At 77.0% G+C, this 20,042-nt stretch carries 5 protein-coding genes (1 of these 5 only partly in view); all 5 read right to left on the reverse strand.

Annotated elements, in window-relative coordinates:
* Positions 1-2,766, reverse strand: partial view of an SDR family NAD(P)-dependent oxidoreductase gene (locus ACZ5WK_RS12910; protein ID WP_465547390.1) — the start only. Its footprint begins 17,970 nt before the window's first position; 2,766 of the gene's 20,736 nt are visible here — the first part of the coding sequence; its start codon is at positions 2,764-2,766; its stop codon lies off the left edge, out of view.
* The gene (locus ACZ5WK_RS12915; protein ID WP_465547391.1) at positions 2,763-15,836 is read right to left on the reverse strand and encodes an amino acid adenylation domain-containing protein; all 13,074 of its coding nucleotides are present in this window, start codon (positions 15,834-15,836) and stop codon (positions 2,763-2,765) included. The genes ACZ5WK_RS12910 and ACZ5WK_RS12915 overlap by 4 nt, the downstream gene beginning before the upstream one ends.
* A gap of 172 nt (positions 15,837-16,008) precedes the next feature.
* Positions 16,009-17,211: an alpha/beta fold hydrolase gene (locus tag ACZ5WK_RS12920; RefSeq protein ID WP_465547392.1), complete on the reverse strand. Its 1,203-nt coding sequence runs from the start codon at positions 17,209-17,211 to the stop codon at positions 16,009-16,011.
* Positions 17,192-18,142, reverse strand: coding sequence for a chlorinating enzyme (locus ACZ5WK_RS12925; RefSeq protein ID WP_465547393.1), 951 nt, complete (start codon positions 18,140-18,142; stop codon positions 17,192-17,194). Before ACZ5WK_RS12925 ends, ACZ5WK_RS12920 begins: the two co-directional genes overlap by 20 nt.
* Positions 18,139-20,016, reverse strand: coding sequence for an amino acid adenylation domain-containing protein (locus ACZ5WK_RS12930; RefSeq protein ID WP_465547394.1), 1,878 nt, complete (start codon positions 20,014-20,016; stop codon positions 18,139-18,141). The genes ACZ5WK_RS12925 and ACZ5WK_RS12930 overlap by 4 nt, the downstream gene beginning before the upstream one ends.
* Positions 20,017-20,042 lie beyond the last annotated feature (26 nt).

The raw sequence follows: 20,042 nt of genomic DNA on the forward strand, positions 1-20,042 counted from the left end.
CGCGGCCACCCGGTCCGGTGCGCCGTGCACCGCCACCGTCGTGCCCCCGGGGCCGGCCAGGACGCGCTCCAGCAGGTCCAGGGCGTCGGCGGTGGGCATCGGCCACGTCCCCCTGGTGCGGCGCGCGTGGTCGAGGGCGTCGGGGGTGAGCTTCATCGCGCCGTCGGCCCACATAGGCCAGCCGATGGCGTAGGTCCGCCCGGGCCGGTCCGCGCGGGCGGCGCGGGCCTCGGCGAAGTGCTCCAGGTAGGCGTTGGCGAAGGCGTAGTCGCTCTGCCCCGGATTGGCCTGGGAGGCGGACAGCGAGGAGTACAGCACGAACAGGTCGAGCCGGTCCCCGGCCGTCGCCCGGTCGAGGTGCACCGCGCCGAGGGCCTTGGGCGCCACCACTGCCGGCGGCGCGCCGTCCGGCTTGTTGCGCACCAGCGAGTCCGCGGTGACACCGGCGGTGTGGAACACGCCGTCCGGCGGACCGAACCGCTCGCGGACGAGGGCGAGCGCCGCCTCGACGTCGGCCCGGCGGGTGACGTCGGCCGTCAGGAAGACGACCTCCGCGCCGGCGGCGCGCCACTCCTCGGCCCGGGCGGCCTGCTCGGCGCTCATCGGGCGGCGGCCGACCAGCGCGATCCGGGCGGCGTGGCGCCTGGCCAGGTGGTCCGCGAGGACGGTGGCCAGGGCTCCGCCGCCGCCGGTCACCACGTAGACGCCGTGGCGCTTCAGCGGCAGGGCCGCGTCCGGGCCGGCGGCGGGCAGGACGGAGGGCAGGGCGGCGGGCAGCTCGGCAGGTGACGCGGCGGGCGCCAGGCCCCGCAGCTCGCGGCGCCCGTCCAGGTGCCGGGACTGCGGCGCCGCCGCGCCGGCGGCGAGCTCGGCCAGCACGGCCTCCGCGACGGCGCCGGCCGTCCAGTGCTGCACGCCGACGCAGCGGCAGGCGAGGGCGGGGGCCTCGGCCGTGACGCACCGGGCGAGTGCGCCGACCGCCAGGTGCTCCGGCGCGCCGCCACCGGCCGGGGCGGGGTGGACGAAGAGGAGCTGCGCTGCCCGGGCAGGACGCCGGCCCAGCACGGAGCGCGCCAGGCGCAGCACGGTCAGGGCCGGGCCGTGCGGGCCGTCGGACGCCGGGGCGGGCTCCGCGGCGGCCGGGACCACCAGGGCGGCCGGGCGGATCCCCCGGGCCTCCAACGCCGACCAGAGCTGGTCCAGTTGGCCGGGGTCGGCCGGGTCGAGGCGGTAGCCGGTGACTCCGGCCTGCTCGAACACCGGCCCGGGGCCGACCGTGACGACCGTGGCGCCTTCGCACCGGGCGGCCAGCTCGGCCGCCAGACCGTCCGGCCCGCCGTCGGGGGCGAAGAGGAGGACGTCGCCCTCGGGCCGGTACCCCGCGGCAGCCGGGGCCGGCGCGGGGTACCAGCGCGGCCGGAAGAGCGCGGTGGCGGACGGCCCGGGTCCGGCGGCGGGGGCGGCGGCGGCGAAGGGGGCCGCGGCGGCGGACGGCTCCGGTGCGGCGGCGGCCGTCGCGCCCGCGGGGTGGGTCTCGGCGAGGTGGGCGGCGAGGCTGTCGATGTCGGTGAACTCGAACAGGAGCGTGGGGTAGAGCGGGCTGCCCACCGTCTCCTCCAGCAGGGCGCTGATCCGGACCAGGTCGGCGGAGTCCAGGCCGAGCTCGTAGAAGCCGGTGCCGCTGCCGACCTCGGCCGGCTCGCGGCCGAGCGCCTCGCCGGCGAGCTGCCGCAGCCGGGCGGTGTAGGCGGCGACGGCCTCGGGCCCGGCCGCCACCGACCCGACCGGGCCGGCCGGGGTGGCAGGGCCGGCTGCGACGGCCGGACCGGCCGGGGTGGCCGGTTCGGCCGTCTCCGGTGCCGCCACCGTCGCCCGGGCCGTGGGCTCGTCGAGCAGCCGGGTGATCAGCTCCGGACGGCGGATCCGCTTGCAGGTGAGCGCGCCGAACTCGGCCAGCAGGAGGCCCTGTTCGTCGTAGAGGCCGTAGTCGCTGCGGATCACGTCGCCGGAGCCGGCCAGCCGCTCGACGCCGGGCACATAGAGGTGGACCGTCCGGCCGAGCGCCTGGGGTGCCCGGAACCGGTCGATGTAGACCGGGATGAACGGCTCACGGGAGACGGCCTCGGTCTGCCCGTACGCGGCGATGGTGGCGGCGTCGAGCAGTGCGGGGTGCAGGTGGAAGGCGGCCGGGTCGGGCGCTTCGGCACCGGTGGTCAACTCGGCCAGCAGGTAGCCGTCACCGACGTGCAGCAGGCCGTGGCAGGCCATCGCCGGACCGTGCCGGATGTTCTCGTCCCGGGCCCGCGCGTACAGCTCGGCCATGTCGTACCGGCGGACGGCGCCGGAGCGCAGGGCGTCGAGGTCGATGGCCGCGGGCGCTGCGGCGACGGCCGGCCGCGCCGGGTCTGTGGCGACGGGTGCGGCGTCGAAGCCGAGGAGGGCGGTCAGGTTCTCCCGCCACGGCGAGCCGGGCACGCCGGCCCAGCGGCTGTCGGCCCGCACCGGACGCTGCCCGGAGGCGCCGGCCGCACCGATGGTGATCCGGATCTCGCGGTCCCGGCCCTCCGTGGTGGCCACCGCCTCGGTGAACAGGATCCGGGTGAGCACGGCCTGTTCGTGGTCGAGGCCCTGGCTGCGCAGGATGCGCAGCAGGATGTCCAGGAACGTCACCCCGGGCATGACCGAGACCCCGTGCACGTGGTGGTTGCGCATGATGAAGTCGGTGGCCGTCAGTACCACCCGGCACTCGATCGGTCGGTCCGTCACGGCCGTGTTCCCCTCTGCCCGAGGCTTTCTGCGATCGCGTCGTCGTCACCGGCGAAGCGGAGGTCGAGGATCGAGGCCACCGGCCCCGAGGAGCCCGGCGGCGGCCCGGGAGGCACCGGCCCGGCAGGCACCGCCCCGGCAGGCATCGGCCCGTGCGGCGGCCAGGCGTCCGGTTCGCGTTCCAGCCAGAACCGGCGTCGTTTGAGCTCCGGTTGCGGCAGCGGTTCCCGGACGGGCTGGTGGCCTGCCCGCAAGCCCGGGTCGAGCTCGCCGACCACGGCGTGCGCGTTGGTCCCGCCGAGGCCGAACGCGCTGACGCCGGCGATCCGGCGGTGCCCGGCCGGCCAGGCGCAGAGTTCGGTGTTCACCCGGAACGGCGAACCGGCCAGGTCGAAGCGCGGGTTGGGCCGTTCGCAGCCGAGGGTGGGCGGGATCGCCGCGTGCTCCACCGCCAGCAGCGCCTTGATCAGCCCGGCGATCCCGGCCGCGCTGAGCAGGTGGCCCAGGTTGGACTTCACGCTGCCGATCGCGCAGTGGCCGGCCTGGGCGGTGCCGTCGGCGAAGGCGTCGGTCAGGGCCCGCAGTTCGATCGGGTCGCCGATCAGGGTGGCGGTGCCGTGCGCCTCGACCATGCCGATCTGCCCGGCCCGCAGGCCGGCGTCGGCCAGCGCCCGGCGGACCACGGCGGCCTGGGCCCTGGGGTTGGGCGTGGTCAGGCCCATCGTCCGGCCGTCGTTGTTGACGGCCACCGCGTCGATGACGCCGTGGATGCGGTCGCCGTCGCGCAGCGCCGCGTCGAGGCGCTTCAGCAGCAGCACCCCGCAGCCCTCGCCCGGGACGAAGCCGTCCGCCCGCTCGTCGAAGGTCCGGCAGCGACCGGACGGGGAAAGGGCCCGGGCCGCGCTGAACTCCAGGTAGGGCTCCTCGTCCAGGAGCACCTCCACCGCGCCGGCCAGGGCCAGTTCGGACTCTCCGGCGAGAAGGCTTCGGCAGGCGAGCTGGACGGCGACCAGTGCGGACGAGCAGGCGCTGTCCACCACCATGGCCGGGCCGCGCAGATCGTACTGGTGGGCGACCCGGGCCGCGATGAAGTTCTGGTCGCCGCCGAGCCCGGCCGGGCCGCCCGCCCCGGCCCGGTGCCGGTAGCCGGACATCCGGGCGCCGGCGAAGACACCGACCTGGCGGCCGGCCAGCTCCTCCTGCGGGTAGCCGGCGTCGCACAGGGCGCTCTCCGCGCCCTCCAGGAAGAGCCGCACCGCCGGGTCGAGGCCGGTGGCCTCCTCCTCGGTCATGCCGAAGTGGTCGGGGTCGAAGTCCTCGATGGCGTCGAGGAAACCGCCCCACCGGCTGATGCTGCGGCCGGGTTCGTAGGACGGGCGGTAGAGGCGCGCGGTGTCCCAGCGGCCGGGCGGGACCTCGGTGACCGCGTCCGCCCCGGTGGCCAGCTGCTCCCAGAAGGCGGCGAGCCCGGGGGCGCCGGGGAAGCGGCAGGCCATCCCGACGACGGCGATCCGGTCCGGCCGCCCCCCGGCTACGGGCTCCGCGGCCGCGGGCGGTGCGAACGGCTCGACGGGAGCCGAAGCGGACGGCTCGCCCGAGGCGGACGGCTCGACCGGAGCGAACGGCTCGACGGCGGCAGGTGGCCCGACCAGGGAGGGCGGAGCTGCCGGGGCGGGCCCTGCAGCCGGTGCGGCCGGTGCCGCCGGTGCAGCCGGGCCGGGCCAGGGCGGGAGCACCCGGGCCAGGTGGGCGGCGAGCGCCTGCGGCGTGTCGTGCTCCAGCAGCACCGCGGGTTCGAGCGGACGGCCGGTGCGGCGCTCGATCTCCACCACCAGCTCGCCCAGCATCACCGATTCGACGCCGAGTTCGGAGAAGGACGCGGTCGGTTCGAGCTCCCCGCGCGGGACGCCGGCGACCGTCTCGAACACCTCGGCCAGCCACCCGGGCACCGCACCCGCCGCGAAGGCCGGGGCGGCAACGCGGTCGGGGGCGGTCGGCTGCGGGGCCCCGGCCACCGGCGGGGCCGCCAGGACGACCGCCGGGCCGTCGGAGGCCATCGCCCAGTCGAGGACGGCGAGCCCGTCGGCGGTGGACAGCTCGCCGAGCCCGGCGGCCCGGGCCGCCGCCCGGGCCTCGTCCCCGGCGGAGCCGTCCGCCCACACCGGCCACTGCACCGCGCGGACCCGGCCGCGGCCGAGCCGCGCCAGCCGGCCGGCCTCGAAGTCCGTGGCGGCGTTGGCCGCCGCGTAGTCGCTCACCCCTGCCGCCAGCCGGGGCAGCGCCGAGGACGCCGAGGAGAAGAGAACGAGGGAGTCCGGCCCGTCCTCGGCGCAGAGCTCCGCGAGGGTCTCCAGCCCGTCCGTCTTCGGCTCCAGCACCTCCCGGATGTCGTCGCACCGCTTGTGGACGAAGGCCGCCGGGCCCCGGGAGCCGAGCCCGGCGCAGTGCACCACCCCGGCGATCGGGCCCAGTCCGGTGCGGACCTCTGTCAGGAAGGCCGACAGCCGGGCCCGGTCGGAGAGCGCGCCGGTGAACACCAGCACCCGGGCGCCCGCCCGCTCCAGGTCGCGGACCGTGCTCACCGCCTCGGTGGTGGCCGCGGGCAGCTCCGGGTCGTCCCAGCGCTCCCGGGGCGGTAGTTCGCGCAGGCAGGCGAGGGCGATCCGGCGGGCGCCGCGGGCCACCAGGTGACGGGCGACCGTCGCCCCGAGTCCGCGCGTGCCGCCGGTGACCAGGTAGGCCCGGGCGGGGTCGGCCGTGAACGGCACCGCCGCCGGCGCCTCGACGGTGCTCCACTGCGGGAGCAGCCGTCGGCCGCCCCGGTGGCAGACCTCGGCGGGCGGCTGCCCGGCGGCCCACTCGGCGGCGACCGCCTCGGCCCGGGGCAGGTCGGTGTCCAGGTGGGTCGCGCGGACCCTCGGGTACTCCACGCCGAGCATCCGCACGAACCCGGCGACCCGGGAGCCGGCCGGCGACGGGCGGGCACCCGGGACGTCCTGGAGGCCCTCGGTCACCTGGAGCACCCGCAGTTCGCCGCGGTGGGCGCGGATCAGCTCCTGGAGCAGGGCGATCCGCGCCGTCCACGGGCCCGGGTCAGCCGGCCGGCCCACGTCGGTGAGGTCCAGCACCCCGGCGAGGGCGGGCAGCCCGGCGAGGGCACGCCGTGCGGAGGCCTCGTCGTGGAAGGCCGGCACGCCGTCGCCCCGGTCCGCGCCCTCGCGCAGCAGCACGCAGTCGGCCCGGGCGCCGAGCAGCGCGACGGTCTGCGCGGCCAGGGCCTCGCTGCCGGGGCCGGCGAGCACCGCCACCGTGCCGGGCGGGACGGTGCCCGGGGCCGGCTGCGGGCCGGCCGTCCACCGGCGCTCGCGCAACGGGACGGCCACCGTGCTTACCGGGCCGGGCAAGGGCGCCACCACCGGTGCGGCGGTCCGCGGCTCCGTGGGCGGGGTCGCGTCCGGACGGCCGACCGGCTCCGGGAGCCAGCAGCGCCGGCCCGCGAACGGGTAGCCGGGCAGCGCGGCGATCCGGCGTCCGGCGGTCTTTGGCAGGGCCTGCCAGTCCCATGCCGTCCCGGTGACCCAGCGCCGGGCGAGCTCGGTGAGCTCGTACCCGGCCGGGTCGACGCGCTCGGCGGGCAGGCCCGGCCCGGAGGGGCCGCTCACCCGCCCGCGGAGCTCGGCCGTGCCCCGGCCGGAGGCGAACGCGGCCAGCCGCTCGGCCAGTTCGGCCGGCGAGGAGACCACCAGGGCGAGCCGCTCGCGCAGCTCCTCCCGGCCGACCCGGCTGGTATGGGCCACATCGGCGAGTTCCGCTGCGCCGTCCGCCGGCACGGGGGTGCTCCGCAGGTGGTCGGCCCACCGGCCGGCGAGCCCGGTCAGTGCCTCCTCGGTGCGTGCGGACAGCAGCACCAGCTGCGGCCCCGCCGGGTCGGCCGCCGCCGCCGTGGCGGGCACCGGCTGCGGGTACTCCTCCACCACGAGGTGGGCGTTGGACCCGCCGGCGCCGAAGGAGCTGACCCCGGCCCGGCGCGGACCGCCGGACGGGCGGGGCCAGTCGGCGGCCGAGCGCTGCACCCGGAAGGGCGAGGCCGCCCAGTCGATCGCGGGGTTGAGCTCGTCGGCGTGCAGCGAGGGGACCAGCCGCCCGTGCCTGAGCTGGAGCAACACCTTCGTCAGCCCGGCGATGCCGGCCGCCGCCTCGGCGTGCCCGAGGTTGGACTTGACCGTCCCGACGGCCACCTGGCCCGGGGCCAGGGCGCCGAACGCCTGCTGGAGTCCGGCGATCTCCACCGGGTCGCCGAGCGCGGTACCGGTGCCGTGCGCCTCCAGGTAGCCGACCGTCCCGGGCTCCACGCCCGAGCGGGCGAGCGCCTCGGCCACCACCCGGCCCTGTGCGGCCGGGTCGGGCACGGTGTAACCGTTGGTGCGGCCGCCGTGGTTGACGGCCGTGCCCTTGATCACGCCGTGGATCCGGTCCCCGTCCGCGACCGCCCGGGCCAGCGGCTTGAGCAGGACGGCGCCGACCGCCTCGGCGGGCACGAAGCCGTCGCCGCCCGCGCCGAAGGCCCGGCAGCGGTGGTCGGAGGAGGTCATGCCCATCGCCCGCTGCTGCACGAATTTGTTCGGGTGCAGCGAGAGGTTCACCCCGCCGGCCAGGGCCACCTCGCACTCGCCGTCGCGCAGGCTGCGCGCGGCGAGGTGGATCGCCGTCAGCGAGGACGAGCACATGGTGTCGACGGTCAGGCTGGGGCCGTGCGCGTCCAGGAAGTACGACACCCGGTTGGCGATGCCCGCCGGGGTCGAGCCGGCGGCGACGGGCGCACCGGTGAGGGTGCGTTCGACGCCGAAGTACGGGTACTCGTGGTGCATCGAGCCGACGAAGACACCGATCCGGGGGCCGTGGGCCCGGCGCAGGCGCTCCCTGGGCCAGCCGGCGTCCTCCAGGGTCTCCCACACCACCTCCAGCAGCAGCCGCTCCTGGGGGTCCATCAGGTCGGCGTCGTGCGGGGTGATGCCGAACAGCAGCGGGTCGAAGCGGTCCACCCCGTCCAGGAAACCGCCCTGCATCAGCTCCTCCCCCGGCCGGCCGGTGCGCCGCCCGGCGGGCAGGCCGGTGACGAGGTCCGCGCCGGCCAGCAGCTGTTCCCAGAGCGCCTGCACGGTGGCCGCGCCCGGGTAGCGGCCGGCGAGGCCGATCACGGCGAGGTCGTCCCCGTCCGCAGCGCCGGGTGCCGGGCCCGACGCGGCCCCGGCGGCGGGAGCGGGGGCGGCGAGCGCGGCGACGCTGCGGGCGACACCGGCCAGGTCGCGCTGTTCGAACAGGAGGGTGGCCGAGGTGATCCCGAACTCCGCGCGCAGGCCGGCGTTGAGCCGTGCCACCAGGAAGGAGGTGAGGCCGTACTGGTCCAGCGGCGTGTGCGGGTCGATCGAGGCCTGCGGCAGGCCGGACACCTGGGCGTAGAGCTCCACCAGGCGCCGTTCGACACGGGCGACGTCCTCGCCGGACGGCGCCGGCCGGGCCGCGGCGGCGGGCACGGCGGGTGCCGGGGCCGCGCCGGCCTCCCGGGCGACCGGCGCGACCGGCGCGACCGGGAACGGCTCGGTGGGCAGCGGCACCCGGCGGGCCGGCACCGCCCACTGCGCGGGCCAGTCCACCTCCGCGCCCGCCAGCCAGGCGGCGCCGGGTCCGTCGGAGGGCGCGGCGGGCCGACCACCCGCCAGGTAGTGCGCGAGCGCGGCCCGCAGCGCGGGCAGGCCCTCGGCGCAGTCGAGGACGAGCCGGTGCGCGTGGTGGGTGCGGCCGGTCTGCAGCGTGTACGCGAGGTCGGCCGGGTCGGGGTCGGTGGTGCGCAGCCGCTCGGCCAGGCGGGCCGCCGCGCCGCGCAGGGCGGCCTCGTCGCGCCCGGAGAGCACCGCCAGCAGCGGACCGCGCGGGGTGTCGCCGCCGGCCGGGGAGCGTTCCGCGGCCGTCGCCGGGCGGACGACCGCGTGGCCGAGCGAGCCGGTCGCCCCCGCCGCGTTGACCAGGGCCCGCAGAGGCGCGGCGCCTTCGGGTGCGGGCCAGGGCAGCCGGCGGTCGGCGAGCCGGACCGGCAGGGCGTCCCAGTCGACCAGGCGGCTGAGCTGCTCGGCGGTGGGCGTCGGGGCGATGGTGCGGTGGCGCAGCTGGAGCAGGACCTTGGTGAGCTGGGCCAGTCCGGAGGCGGCCTCCAGGTGGCCGATGGCGGGCTTGAGCGTGCCGAGCAGCACGGGACCGCCCGGGCGGTCCCGGAAGAGCCCGCCGAGCGCCTCCACCTCGGCCGCGTCGGCGAACGCGGCCCCGGTGGCCGCGCATTCGACGTAGGCGACCTCCTCGGTGGTGACCCCGGCCCGGTCCAGCGCGCGGGCCATCGACTCCTGGAAGGCGGCCACGTCGGGGGCGCCGAAGCGGTGGGAGCCGCCGGCGAAGTCGATCCAGCTGCCCTCGACCACCCCGTGCAGGTGGTCGCCGTCGCGGCGCGCGTCCTCGACCCGGCGCAGGAGCAGCGCGCCCACGCCCTCCCCGGGGGACCAGCCGCTCGCGGCGGCGTCGAAGGCGCCCCGCACGCCCTCGGGGGCGACCAGTCCCAGGCCCGCCAGCAGCGCCGTGTGGTACGGGTGCGCGACCAGGTTGGCGGCGCCGACCACGGCGGCGTCGCAGTCACCCCGGTGCAGGGCCTCCACGGCCAGGTGCAGCGCGGTGAGCGAGGAGGAACAGGAGGTGTTGACGGCGACGCTGGGCCCGCGGAACCCGAAGAGGTGCGAGATGCGGTTGGGGATGTCGGCGGCGACGGCCGAGACCTCGGCGCGCCCGGTGCGCTCCCAGCGCGCGGCGCCGACGTGCTGGTGGTCGTTCCACATGGTCGCCACGTAGACGCCGACCCTGGGGGCGGCCCGGCGCAGCGAGTCCGCGGTGTGCCCGGCGTCCTCCAGGCACTGGTGCACCGCGTGCAGCAGCTGGCGCAGCTGCGGGTCGAGGGTGCCGGCCTCGGCGGGCGAGAGCCGGAACAGGGCGTGGTCGAAGCCGTCGATGTCGTCGAGGTAGCCGCCGGGGACGCTGCCGGTGTCGCCGGCGCGGGCGGGGGGCGCGGCGGCGATCGAGCGGCGGCCGTCGAGGAGGTTGTGCCAGAGCTCCTCGGGCGAGCCGGCCTGCGGGTAGCGGCCGGCGAGGCCGATCACGGCGGCGGGGGTGACACCGGCGCGCCGCCCGGCCGGGCCCGGCAGCTCGGCCGGGGCGGCGGCCACCGGCACGGGCCCGGGTGCCATGGGCGCGGCGGCGGGCAGGTCGGCGGCCAGGCCGCCGAGGAAGGACTGCAGGAACTGCTGGCCGTCGTCCAGCCGCAGTTCGGCGCGGACCCGGTCGAAGGCCACGCTCCCGATCGGACACAGGCCGACCCCGGTCTCCTGCTGGGCCTCCATCAGGAGCTGTCCGACGTAGCCGGCCTCCAGCAGCAGGAAGCGGCCCGCGTCCGCGCCGTAGAGCGGCGCGATGCCCCGGGGCTGGCCGATCAGGTAGAGCTCGAACGCCGCCTGGTCGAACAGCGGCCGGTTGTAGAAGAAGTGCGCGGAGCGGTCGAGTGCGGGGGCCGGGTTGACCAGGCGCAGCGCGGGCGTGACCGGGTCGTGGTAGTAGACCCCGCCGGGCAGCGACTCGACGGCGCCGGGGCGCACGTACAGGTAGGTCTGGACGGCGTAGGTGTCACCGGCCGAGGGGTAACCGCGCCGCTCGCGGCCGTCCGCCTCGCTCGCGCGCAGGCGGTCGAGCAGCGCGCAGAGGTGGGCGAACGGCAGCGGACCGGGGCCGAACTCCCGCCGGCTGGCGCGGGCGAGGTGGCGCTCGGCGGGGGCGTCGGGGGCGGGCAGCGGCACGGCGGGCTCGGCCGGCGAGGGCGGGCGCAGGTTCCAGCGGCCGTCCTTGAAGGCGGCGCGTTCCTCGGGCGAGAGCACGTCCACGGACTGCGGAGCCGCCGCGGGTACCGGTGCGGGGGCGGCGGGTCCGGGAGCCGGCGCGGGCACGGCGTACGGGGCGGGAGCCGGCTCGGGCACGGCTTGCGCCGCGGGCTCGGGCACGGCGTGCGGGGCAGGCCCGGCCGGGGCCTGCGGGGCGGGCGACGGGGCGGCGCCGAGTTCGCGCGCGAGCCGGTCGGCGATCCCGGCCGCGGTCGGGGTGTCCAGCAGCGCGCTGACCGGGATCCGCACCCCGTGCCGCTGCTGGAGGGTCCGGGAGATCCTGACCATCGTGAACGAGGTCGCACCCTGGTCCCAGAGGTCCTGCCCGGGGTCGACCGGCAGGCCGTCGAGCAGTCCGGAGGCGATCTGCGCGATCTCCTCGGCGAGCCCGGCGGCGGACGCCGACGCGGCAGGGGCGGGAGGAGCAGCGGGAGGAGCGGCGGGTGCGGGGGCCGCAGCGGAGACGGGGACGGGACCTGGGACGGCAACAGGAACGAGGGCCGCGACGGGTGCGGCGGCCGGCAGCGGCCAGGGCAGCGCGGCCCGGTCCAGCTTGCCGTTGGCGGTCGCCGGGAAGGTGTCCAGGAGGACCAGGTGGTTGGGGACCATGTAGTCCGGCAGGGCCAGCGCGGCGTACGCCCGCAGCTCGGACGCCGACGGCGGGTCACCGGCGGCCAGCAGGTAGCCGACGACCTTCTGGTCCCCGGAGGTGCTCGGGCGCACCAGCACCACGGCCTCCCGGACGGCGGGGTGGCTGCGCAGCCGGTGCTCGATCTCGCCCAGCTCGACCCGGTGCCCGCGGATCTTGACCTGGGTGTCGGCCCGGCCGAGGAAGGTCATCACCCCGTCCGGGCCGAAGGCCGCGCGGTCGCCGGTGCGGTACATCCGCTGCCCCTGGCGCGCCACGAACGGGTCGGGCAGGAACCGCTCCTCGGTGAGCTCCGGCCGGTTCTGGTAGCCGAGCGCCAGGCAGTCCCCGCCGATGTAGAGGTCGCCCTCGGTGCCGATCGGGCAGGGCTCCAGCCGCTCGTCCAGGACGTAGTACCGCGCGTTGTCGATCGGCCGGCCGTACGGGATGCTCCGCCAGGCCGGGTCGACGGTGCCGATCCGGTGGTAGTTGGACCAGACGGTCGCCTCGGTGGCGCCGCCCAGGCTGACCAGTTCGGCGCGGGTGAAGACCGCCCGCAGCTGGTCGGGCAGCGACAGCGGGGTGTAGTCGCCGCTGAGGAAGACCAGCCGCAGGTCGTCCGTACCCCTCGGGCCGCCGGTGCCGTCGCCGGCCGGGGCGGGCAGCAGCGGCATCAGCTGGGCGAGCGTGGTGGGCGCCGAGTTCCAGAAGGTGATCGGCTGCTCCAGCAGCAGGTCGAGCAGCAGCGCCGGGTCCTTCTGCTGGGCCTCGTCGGCGATGTAGACGGCGGCGCCGCTGCCGAGCAGGCCGAAGATGTCGAACACCGAGAGGTCGAAGCCGAGCGAGGTGACCATCAGTCCGAGGTCGCCGGGCCCCAGGCCGAACGTGCGCCGGCACCAGTGCAGCAGGTTGGCCACCGGGCGGTGCGAGACCGCGACGCCCTTGGGCCGACCGGTGCTGCCCGAGGTGAAGATGACGTACGCGGTGCCGTCCAGGTGGGCGGTCGGCCGGGGCGCGGTGGCGGCGGGGACGATGTCGTGGTCGATCTCCAGCACCCGGACGCCGTCCGGGAGGGCGAGCGGCCCGGTGTCCGCGGTGGTGAGCAGCAGGGTGGCACCGGTGTCCGCGAGCATGCCGGCGGTCCGCTCGGCGGGGGCGGTGGGTTCGACGGGCAGGTAGGCGGCGCCCGCCTTGAGGATGCCGAGGACGGCTGCGACCAGGGCCGGGCCGCGCCGGGCGCCGATCGCCACCACCTGGCCGGTGTCGACGCCGAGGGCGCGGAGGCGGTGGGCGATGCCGTTGGCCCAGCGGTCGAGTTCGCGGTGGCTTACGGTGCCGCCGGGGTGCAGCACGGCGGGCGCGTCCGGGGTGCGCCGGGCCTGGTCCTCGACGTAGAGGTGGACGGGGCGTTCGTCGGGGACGGGCACGGCGGTGTCGTTCCAGGTGTGCAGCACCAGCTCCCGCTCCTGGGCGCTGAGCGCCCGGGCCGGAGCGGGCTCCGGCCCGGCCGCCGGCTCGACCGACGGACCGGTAGCGGAGACCGGCCCCGTCGCGGAGACCGGCCCCGTCGCGGAGGCCGGCCCTGTCGCCGTGGCCGACGCCGCCGCGGAAGCCGTGGGAGCGGACGCCGTGAGGGCCTCGCCGAGGCCGGCCAGCAGGTGCCGGTAGGCCGCGAACATGGCCTCCAGCCCGGCGGGGGCGAAGTCCCCCGGCACCGCGTCCCAGTGGTAGTGCAGTTCGTCGCCGTCCTCGACGCAGATGCTGTCCAGGCTCACGTCCGGGGTGTAGGTCATCCACCGCGCGGTGCGTGCCCCGGGCGGTGGCGCGTGTTCGGTGAGTTCGAGCAGGCCGGTGTGGACGACGGGGAAGGCCAGGCCCGCGCCGGCCCGCTCCCGCATGACCACGCGGCGCAGTTCGGCGAGCCCGTCGGCGCCGGCGCCGAGCGTGTCGTCCCGGTCCATCCGCGCCTGGTGGGCGGCGGCCCGCTCGGCGAGCGGGAGTGCGGCCGGCCCGTGGTCGAGCCAGCTGAGCCGGGTGTGCTCGCCCGGGCGGCGGTGTTCGTCGTCAGGGTGCCAGCGGGCGGCGACCACCGTGAAGTCGCCGTCCACCCGGGTCGCCAGAGCCTCCGTGAGGACGGCGAGCAGCGCGGCGTCGGGGCTCAGGCCGCGGCTCTCGGCGGCCGCCCGGGTGCGCCGCCAGCCGGTCAGGACGCCGGAGTGGCGGATCCGGCGGCGGTCGGCTCCCCCGGCCGGGACCGGGCCGGCGGGCAGCGCGGCGAAGCGCTCGCGCCAGTAGGCGACGGCGGCCTGGTCCGGCGCCGCGGTTTCGGCGGCGGGGGCCGGCGGGGCGGGCCGGACGGCGGTCCGCCCCGCGTATCCGGCGACCAGCTCGCGCAGCAGCAGATGGAGGCTGCGGCCGTCGACGACGGCCAGGTCGATGGCGCAGTGCAGGGTCGCCCGGCCCGTCGCGGCCCGGGTCACCCGGAGGTCGAACTGCGGCCAGCGGCCGAGCGCGAAGGCCGTCCCGGCCATCCGGTCGCGCAGCGCGTCCACCACGTCCCCGCCGTCGGGGCCTCCGAGGCCTCCGGGGCTGCCAGGGCCGTCCGTGCCGTCGGGGCCGTCGATGCCGTCCGCGGGGAGGTCGATGACCGGGATCCGGCGGCGCGGGCCCGCTGTGCGGCGCACCCGCAGTTCGCCGTCGGAGGACAGGTGACTGCGCAGCACGTCGTACCGCTCGGTCATGGCGTGCCAGGTGTCCTCCAGCCGGCCGATGTCCACCTGGTCGAGCTCGAAGGCGTGGTAGACCTGACAGCCGTCCCAGGGGGCGGCGCCCTGGGCGCGGGCCACGTAGTACGCCTGCTGGAGCTGGTTGAGCGGCCGGGACTCCTCGTCGGTGCCGGCGCCGCAGGCCAGGTCGCGCAGGGTGTTGCCGAGGGCGGTGAAGAGGGTGTCGGCGGCGCCCGGGGCGAGCAGGGTGTCGGCGACGTCCCAGCGGTAGTGCAGGGCGCCGCCCGTCTCCCACATCTGGTGTTCGAGCGCGATGCCGGCGGTTCGGCCGGCCGCGTGCGTCAGGTGGGCGGAGAGGCCGTCCGGCGTGCCGGTGCCGGTGTCCAGCAGGCTGGTGAAGACGACCGGCAGCGCGGCCGGCGGCGCCGACCTGTCGCGGGCGCGCAGCTCGCGCAGGACCTCCACCCCGGAGACGCCGGTGTGGGCGAGGTCCGCCCAGAGCCGGTCGTGCAGGGCGCGGGCGGCGTCGTCGAAGGAGTGGTCGGGCTGTGGCGTGACGGCCAGCAGCGCGGTGGAGGTGAACGGGCCGACGAGCTGCTCGGTGCCGGCCGGCAGCCGGACCCGGTCGGTGGTGGTCAGCACCAGGGTGAACGGCCGGCCGGGGGCGTCGGCGGCCAGGACCTCGGCGAAGGCGGTGAGCACCAGCGCCGTGGGCGACACCCCCAGGCGCGCCGCGTGCGCCTTGAGGGCGTTCCACTGGGCCGGGGTCAGGGCCGCGCCGAGCGAGCGGCGCGGGTGGCCGCCGGGGCGGGCCTGCGGCCGGACCAGGGCGGCCGCAGGGGCGGCCGTCGCCCCGGCGAGGCGGGCGCACCAGTGGTCCAGGTCGGCCTGGTGGGCGGGGGTGGAACGCCGCCCGTGCAGGGCCAGGACGGCCTCGCGCAGCGGTACGGCCGGGGCGGGCAGCGGGTGGCCGGGCTGCTGGTAGCACTGCCACCAGTGGTCCAGCAGCACGTGGAGGCCCTGGCCGTCGGTCAGCATGGCGTCGATGTCCAGGTGGACCACGCCGACGCCGTCGGGGCCGAGCGACACCTCGACGTGGTGCGGCTGCCAGCCGGTGTCCCGTTGCCAGGCCGGGTCCGCCAGCCGGTCGCGGACGGCGCCCAGGTGGTCGGCGAAGGCCTGCGGGGCGGCGGTCGTCAGGTCGTGCACCGGGACGGCCGGGTGCGCCGTGGCGGCGGCGATCCGCTGGCGGCCGTCCTCGTCGACCAGGATGCGCAGCATGTCGTGGTGGGCCACCACGCGCTGCCAGGCCTCCGTCAGCCGTGCCGGGTCGAGTGCGGGCGGCGCGAACTCGCGGTAGATCCGGCAGCCGACCGGGTCGGTGCCGAGGTCCGGGTCACGGCCGACCAGGTAGGCCTGCTGGACGGGGGTGAGCGGGAACGGTTCGTCGTGCCCCGGCGTGCCGGGGGCGGCGGCCGGCTCCGGCACCGGCCGTCGGCCGCCGTCGAACCCTTCCGTCAACTCGTCGATCCTGTCGATGAGTTGCCGGGTCGTGGCACCACCGCCGATCCAGTCGACCGCGATCTTCACCCCGCACACGGCCTCGATGCCGATGGCCAGGCGGGTCGCCGCGAGCGAGGCGAGCCCGTGCTCGCGCAGCGGCAGGTCGGGGGCGGGCCGTGGCGCTCCGGCGGGCCCGACCTCATCGACGAGACGGGTGACCGCTGCGGCGATCTCGTCGCGGTTCAATGGGTTCCTCCTTGACGGGCCCGGCAGGGCGCGGCGCAGCGGGGCGGGGGCAGACACGGGACAGACGCAGATGCAGATGCAGACGCAGGCGCTGCCGCAGGGCAGAGCAGGCGCAGAGCAGAGCACGCGCGGGGCAGACACGGGGCGGGGCGGGCGCAGAACAGGCGGGGCGTCAGATCGGGTGCTCGGCGAGGAAGGCGTCCAGCGTCTCGAAGAGCGCGGGTTCGCCGCGGAACAGCGAGAGGTGGTCGCCGTGCGGCCGCACCACGCTCACCGAGCCCGGCAGCGCGGCGGCGACCAGGGCGGACGCGCCGGGGTGGGCGGTGTCGTCGTCCGCGCTGGTCACCACGAGCGCGGGCGCGCTCACCCGGGCGAGGTGCGGGCGCAGGTCCGTGCCCATCACCGCGTTGTTCAACGCGCAGTAGCGGCCGAACAGTTCGACCGTCGCGTACGGGTAGAGCACCAGGTGGGCGAGGTCGGCCGGAACGCTGTCGCCGATCGAGCGGCAGAGGGTGGCGTGGATCGTCCCGGCCAGGTCCTGGTCCTCGCAGGCCATCTCCAGCAGGGCGTGCAGGTTGCGCTGGTGGTCCGTCCGGGGGCTGTCCGGGCCGAGGTGGAGGTCACCGTGCCAGAGGCTGAGCGAGGTGATCCGCGCCGGGTCCAGCGCGGCGGCGGTGACCGCCGCCACGGCGCCGCCGCACAGGCCGACCACGTGTGCGCGGACGGCGCCCGCGCGGTCGAGGGCGGCCAGCAGGTCGCCGGCCTGGGCGGTGACGTCGTAGCCGGGCGGTGCCGGGCCGTCCTGGCCGGCGAAGAGGCCGCGGCTCTCCCAGGTCACCACGTAGTGGGTGCGGGCGAGTTCGCGGATCCACCGCTCGGCCAGCCGGGCGGGCATCCCGGGGGCCAGGGCCAGCACCACGGCCCGCTCGGAGGGCCGGCCCGCGGTGAGCACCCGCAGCGGCACGCCGTCGGGCGCCGTGGCGTCCAGCCGGGTGCAGAACCCCTCGAAGTCGGCCGCGACGACCTCGTCGACCGCCGCGTCGACGACGGCGTCGGCCGTGGGGTCGGCCGTGGGGTCGGCCGTGCCGTCCGCGGTGACCGCCAGGCCCGCGAGGTCCAGCCGGGCGGCGACCACCCGGGCGAAGGTGTCCGTCTCCGCCGTCTCGGCGGCCACCGCGACGGGCGGGGCGCCGAGGCGGCGGGTGACGGCCGCCAGCAGCGGGCCGAGCGACCGGGCGCGGGGCCCGGCCGGGACGGTCACCGGTGCCAGCACGTCGAGCAGCGGGCGCAGCGACAGCACGGCCTCGGCGAGCCGGGCCGCCGGAGCGGGCGCGGGGCCCGCTCCGGCGCCGGCGTCAGCAGACCGGGAAGACATGGCCCCGGGTGGTACGGTCCGTCAGCCGGTTGTGCCCGTGGACGTCCTGGCCGGCCACCAGGACGGCGCCGTAGCGGTCAAGCGAGACCTGGCCGCCGTACTCCTCGATCACCTCGGTGCCCGGGTAGACCCGCACCGAGGTGGGGACGTAGCGGGAGGCGAAGCCCATCCGCATCCGCTGTTCCGGGCCGTCGTTGGGGTGCGAGGCGTGCATCAGGGTGGACCAGAACATGATCGCCTCGCCCGGCTTCATCACCATCGAGACGGCCTTGGTCTCGTCCGGGACGAAGTTCTCGTCCTTGCGCAGCTCGCGGTAGTCGTAGCCGAAGAAGCCGCGCCGCACGCCGTCCTTGTCCTGCTGGTTGATCCGGTCCGGGTCGTAGTGCATCTTCTTGGCCTCGTCGTAGTTCATCTGCTCGTGCGAGCCGGGGATGAACTGCAGGCAGCCGTTGTCGACGGTGGCCTCGGTGAAGGCGGTCCAGACCGTGATGGTGCCGCCGAACTCCTTGAACTCCGGCGGCCACAGGATCTGCGGCTTGCCGGAGGCGTTGGCGAAGGTGTCCGCCTGGTGCCAGTCGGTGCCCTCGTCGCCGGGGTACTTGGGGAAGAACTCGGTGCGCCAGCAGAGCACGTCCGGGCCCAGGGCGCCGACCACGCGGTCCACGATCTCGGCCCGGCCGATGTGGTCGGCCAGGAACGGCGAGTCCAGGTGGCGGTCGTAGTTGGAGATGTTGGTGTTGCCGGAGGAGGAGGCCTCGTCGCCGTAGACGGCCATCGAGCGGTCCATCAGCGCCAGCCGCTCGCGCCGCCACTGGGCGGTCATCTCCTCCGGCTCGTAGACCTTGAAAGGCCCGAAGAAGCCGTTGGTGCGGAAGCTCTCCAGCTCCTCGGCCGACAGCGCGAACGCGCGGCCGTCTGCTGCCCGGGTCATGCCTGCTCCTTCACGGGGTTGTCGTGGTCGCCGCCGGCGTTCTGCCCGGGGTGGCGGCCGGTCTGCTGGGCCACGGCGGCGGCCAGCCGGGCGATGCTCGCCTCGCCGTCCAGCTCGGCGCCGGTCAGGCGCAGTGCGAAGCGCCGGTTCAGCTGGGCGAGGATGCGGGTGAACGCGAGCGAGGTGGCCCCGGTGTCGAACAGGTCGGCCTCGGGGGCGGGCGGGCGGGAGCCGCGCAGGACTTCGTGAACGATCGTGGTCACGGCGTCCAGGACGGTCGGCCCGCCGGGGGCGTCCTGGTCCGGGAGGGCGGCGGGCGCGGTGTCGAGGAGCCCGCGCAGCGCGTCCCGGTCGGTCTTGCCCTGCGGGGTGAGCGGGAGCTCGTCGACCACCCGGTAGAGCGCGGGCCGCAGGTGGGCGGGCAGGCCGGCGGCGGCGTGCCCGGCGAGGTCGTCCGGCAGCGCGGCCGGGTCGACGGCCGGGTCGGCGGTGCGGCGGGGCTCGGGCACCACGAACGCGGCCAGCCGGACGTCGCCGTCGACGTCGTGCGCGAGGACGACGGCCGCGCGCACCAGGGGGTGGCCGAGCAGCCGGTGCTCGATCTCGCGCGGTTCGATCCGGAAGCCCCGGACCTTGAGCTGGTCGTCGATCCGGCCGAGGTAGCGCAGCTGCCCGTCGGGGGCGCGCACGGCGAGGTCCCCCGAGTGGTAGTGCCGGGCGACGGGCCCGCCGCCGAAGGACTCCGTGGTGAAGCGCTCGGCGGTCAGCTCCGGGCGGTTCAAGTAGCCGCGGGTGACACCGGCGCCGGCGATCAGGATCTCGCCGGGGGTGCCGTCGGGCACCGGGGCGCCGTCCGGGCCGGCCAGGACGAAGTCCAGGTCGGGCAGGGGCACGCCGATCGGGCTGTGCTCGGGCGTGGCCAGGTCGGCCGCGGTGATCGGCCGGTAACTGGCGTGCACGCAGGTCTCGGTGATGCCGTACATGTTGACCAGCCGGGGCGACGCGTCCCCGTGCCGCTCCAGCCAGCCGGCCAGGTCGCGCACGTCCAGGCGCTCCCCGCCGAGGACGACCAGGCGCAGCGCGAGGGCGTCCGGCCCCGGCGCCTCGGCGTCGGCGGCGGCGAGCTGGCGGAAGGCGGAGGGGGTCTGGTTGAGCACGGTGACCCGCTCGGCGCGCAGCAGTGCGTGCAGCTCGGCGGGCCGGCGGGTGACGTCCTTGTCGACCACGACCAGCCGGCCCCCGTGCAGCAGGGCGCCCCAGAGTTCCCAGACGGAGAAGTCGAAGCTGGCGGAGTGGAAGAGCGTCCAGACGTCGTCGGGCCCGAAGCCGAACCAGTCCCGGGTGGTGTCGAACAGGCGGACCACCTGGCGGTGTTCGACCAGGACGCCCTTGGGCAGGCCGGTCGATCCGGAGGTGTGGATCACGTAGGCGAGGTCCCGGTCGGCCACCGGGGTGCGCTCGCGCGCTCCGGTGCCGGCCGGCGGGGCCTCGGCGGTGATCGGCACGACCTGGGCGGTCAGCGCGTCCGGCAGAGCCTTGGCCGCCTGGCCGGTGGCCGCCACCACCTCGACGCCGGTGTCGGTGACGAGGTGGAGCAGCCGGGCCTCGGGGTAGTCGGGGTCGAGCGGGACGTAGGCCCCGCCGGCCTTGAGGATGCCGAGCAGGCCGACCACCAGGTCGGCGCCGCGGTGGGCGGCGAGCCCGACGAGCGCGCCGGAGCCGACTCCGCGCGCCGCCAGACGGGCCGCCAGCTCCTCGGCGCGGGCGTCGAGTTCGCCGTAGGTCAGCTGCCCGGAGGCCGCGGTGACGGCGATCCGGTCGGGCGCTTCGCGGGCCCGGTCTTGGAAGATCTCGTGCAGCGTCCGGCCGCTCATGGCCGACACCTCCTGGTCCTCGGCGG

Source organism: Kitasatospora sp. NPDC032757 (assembly GCF_055579305.1).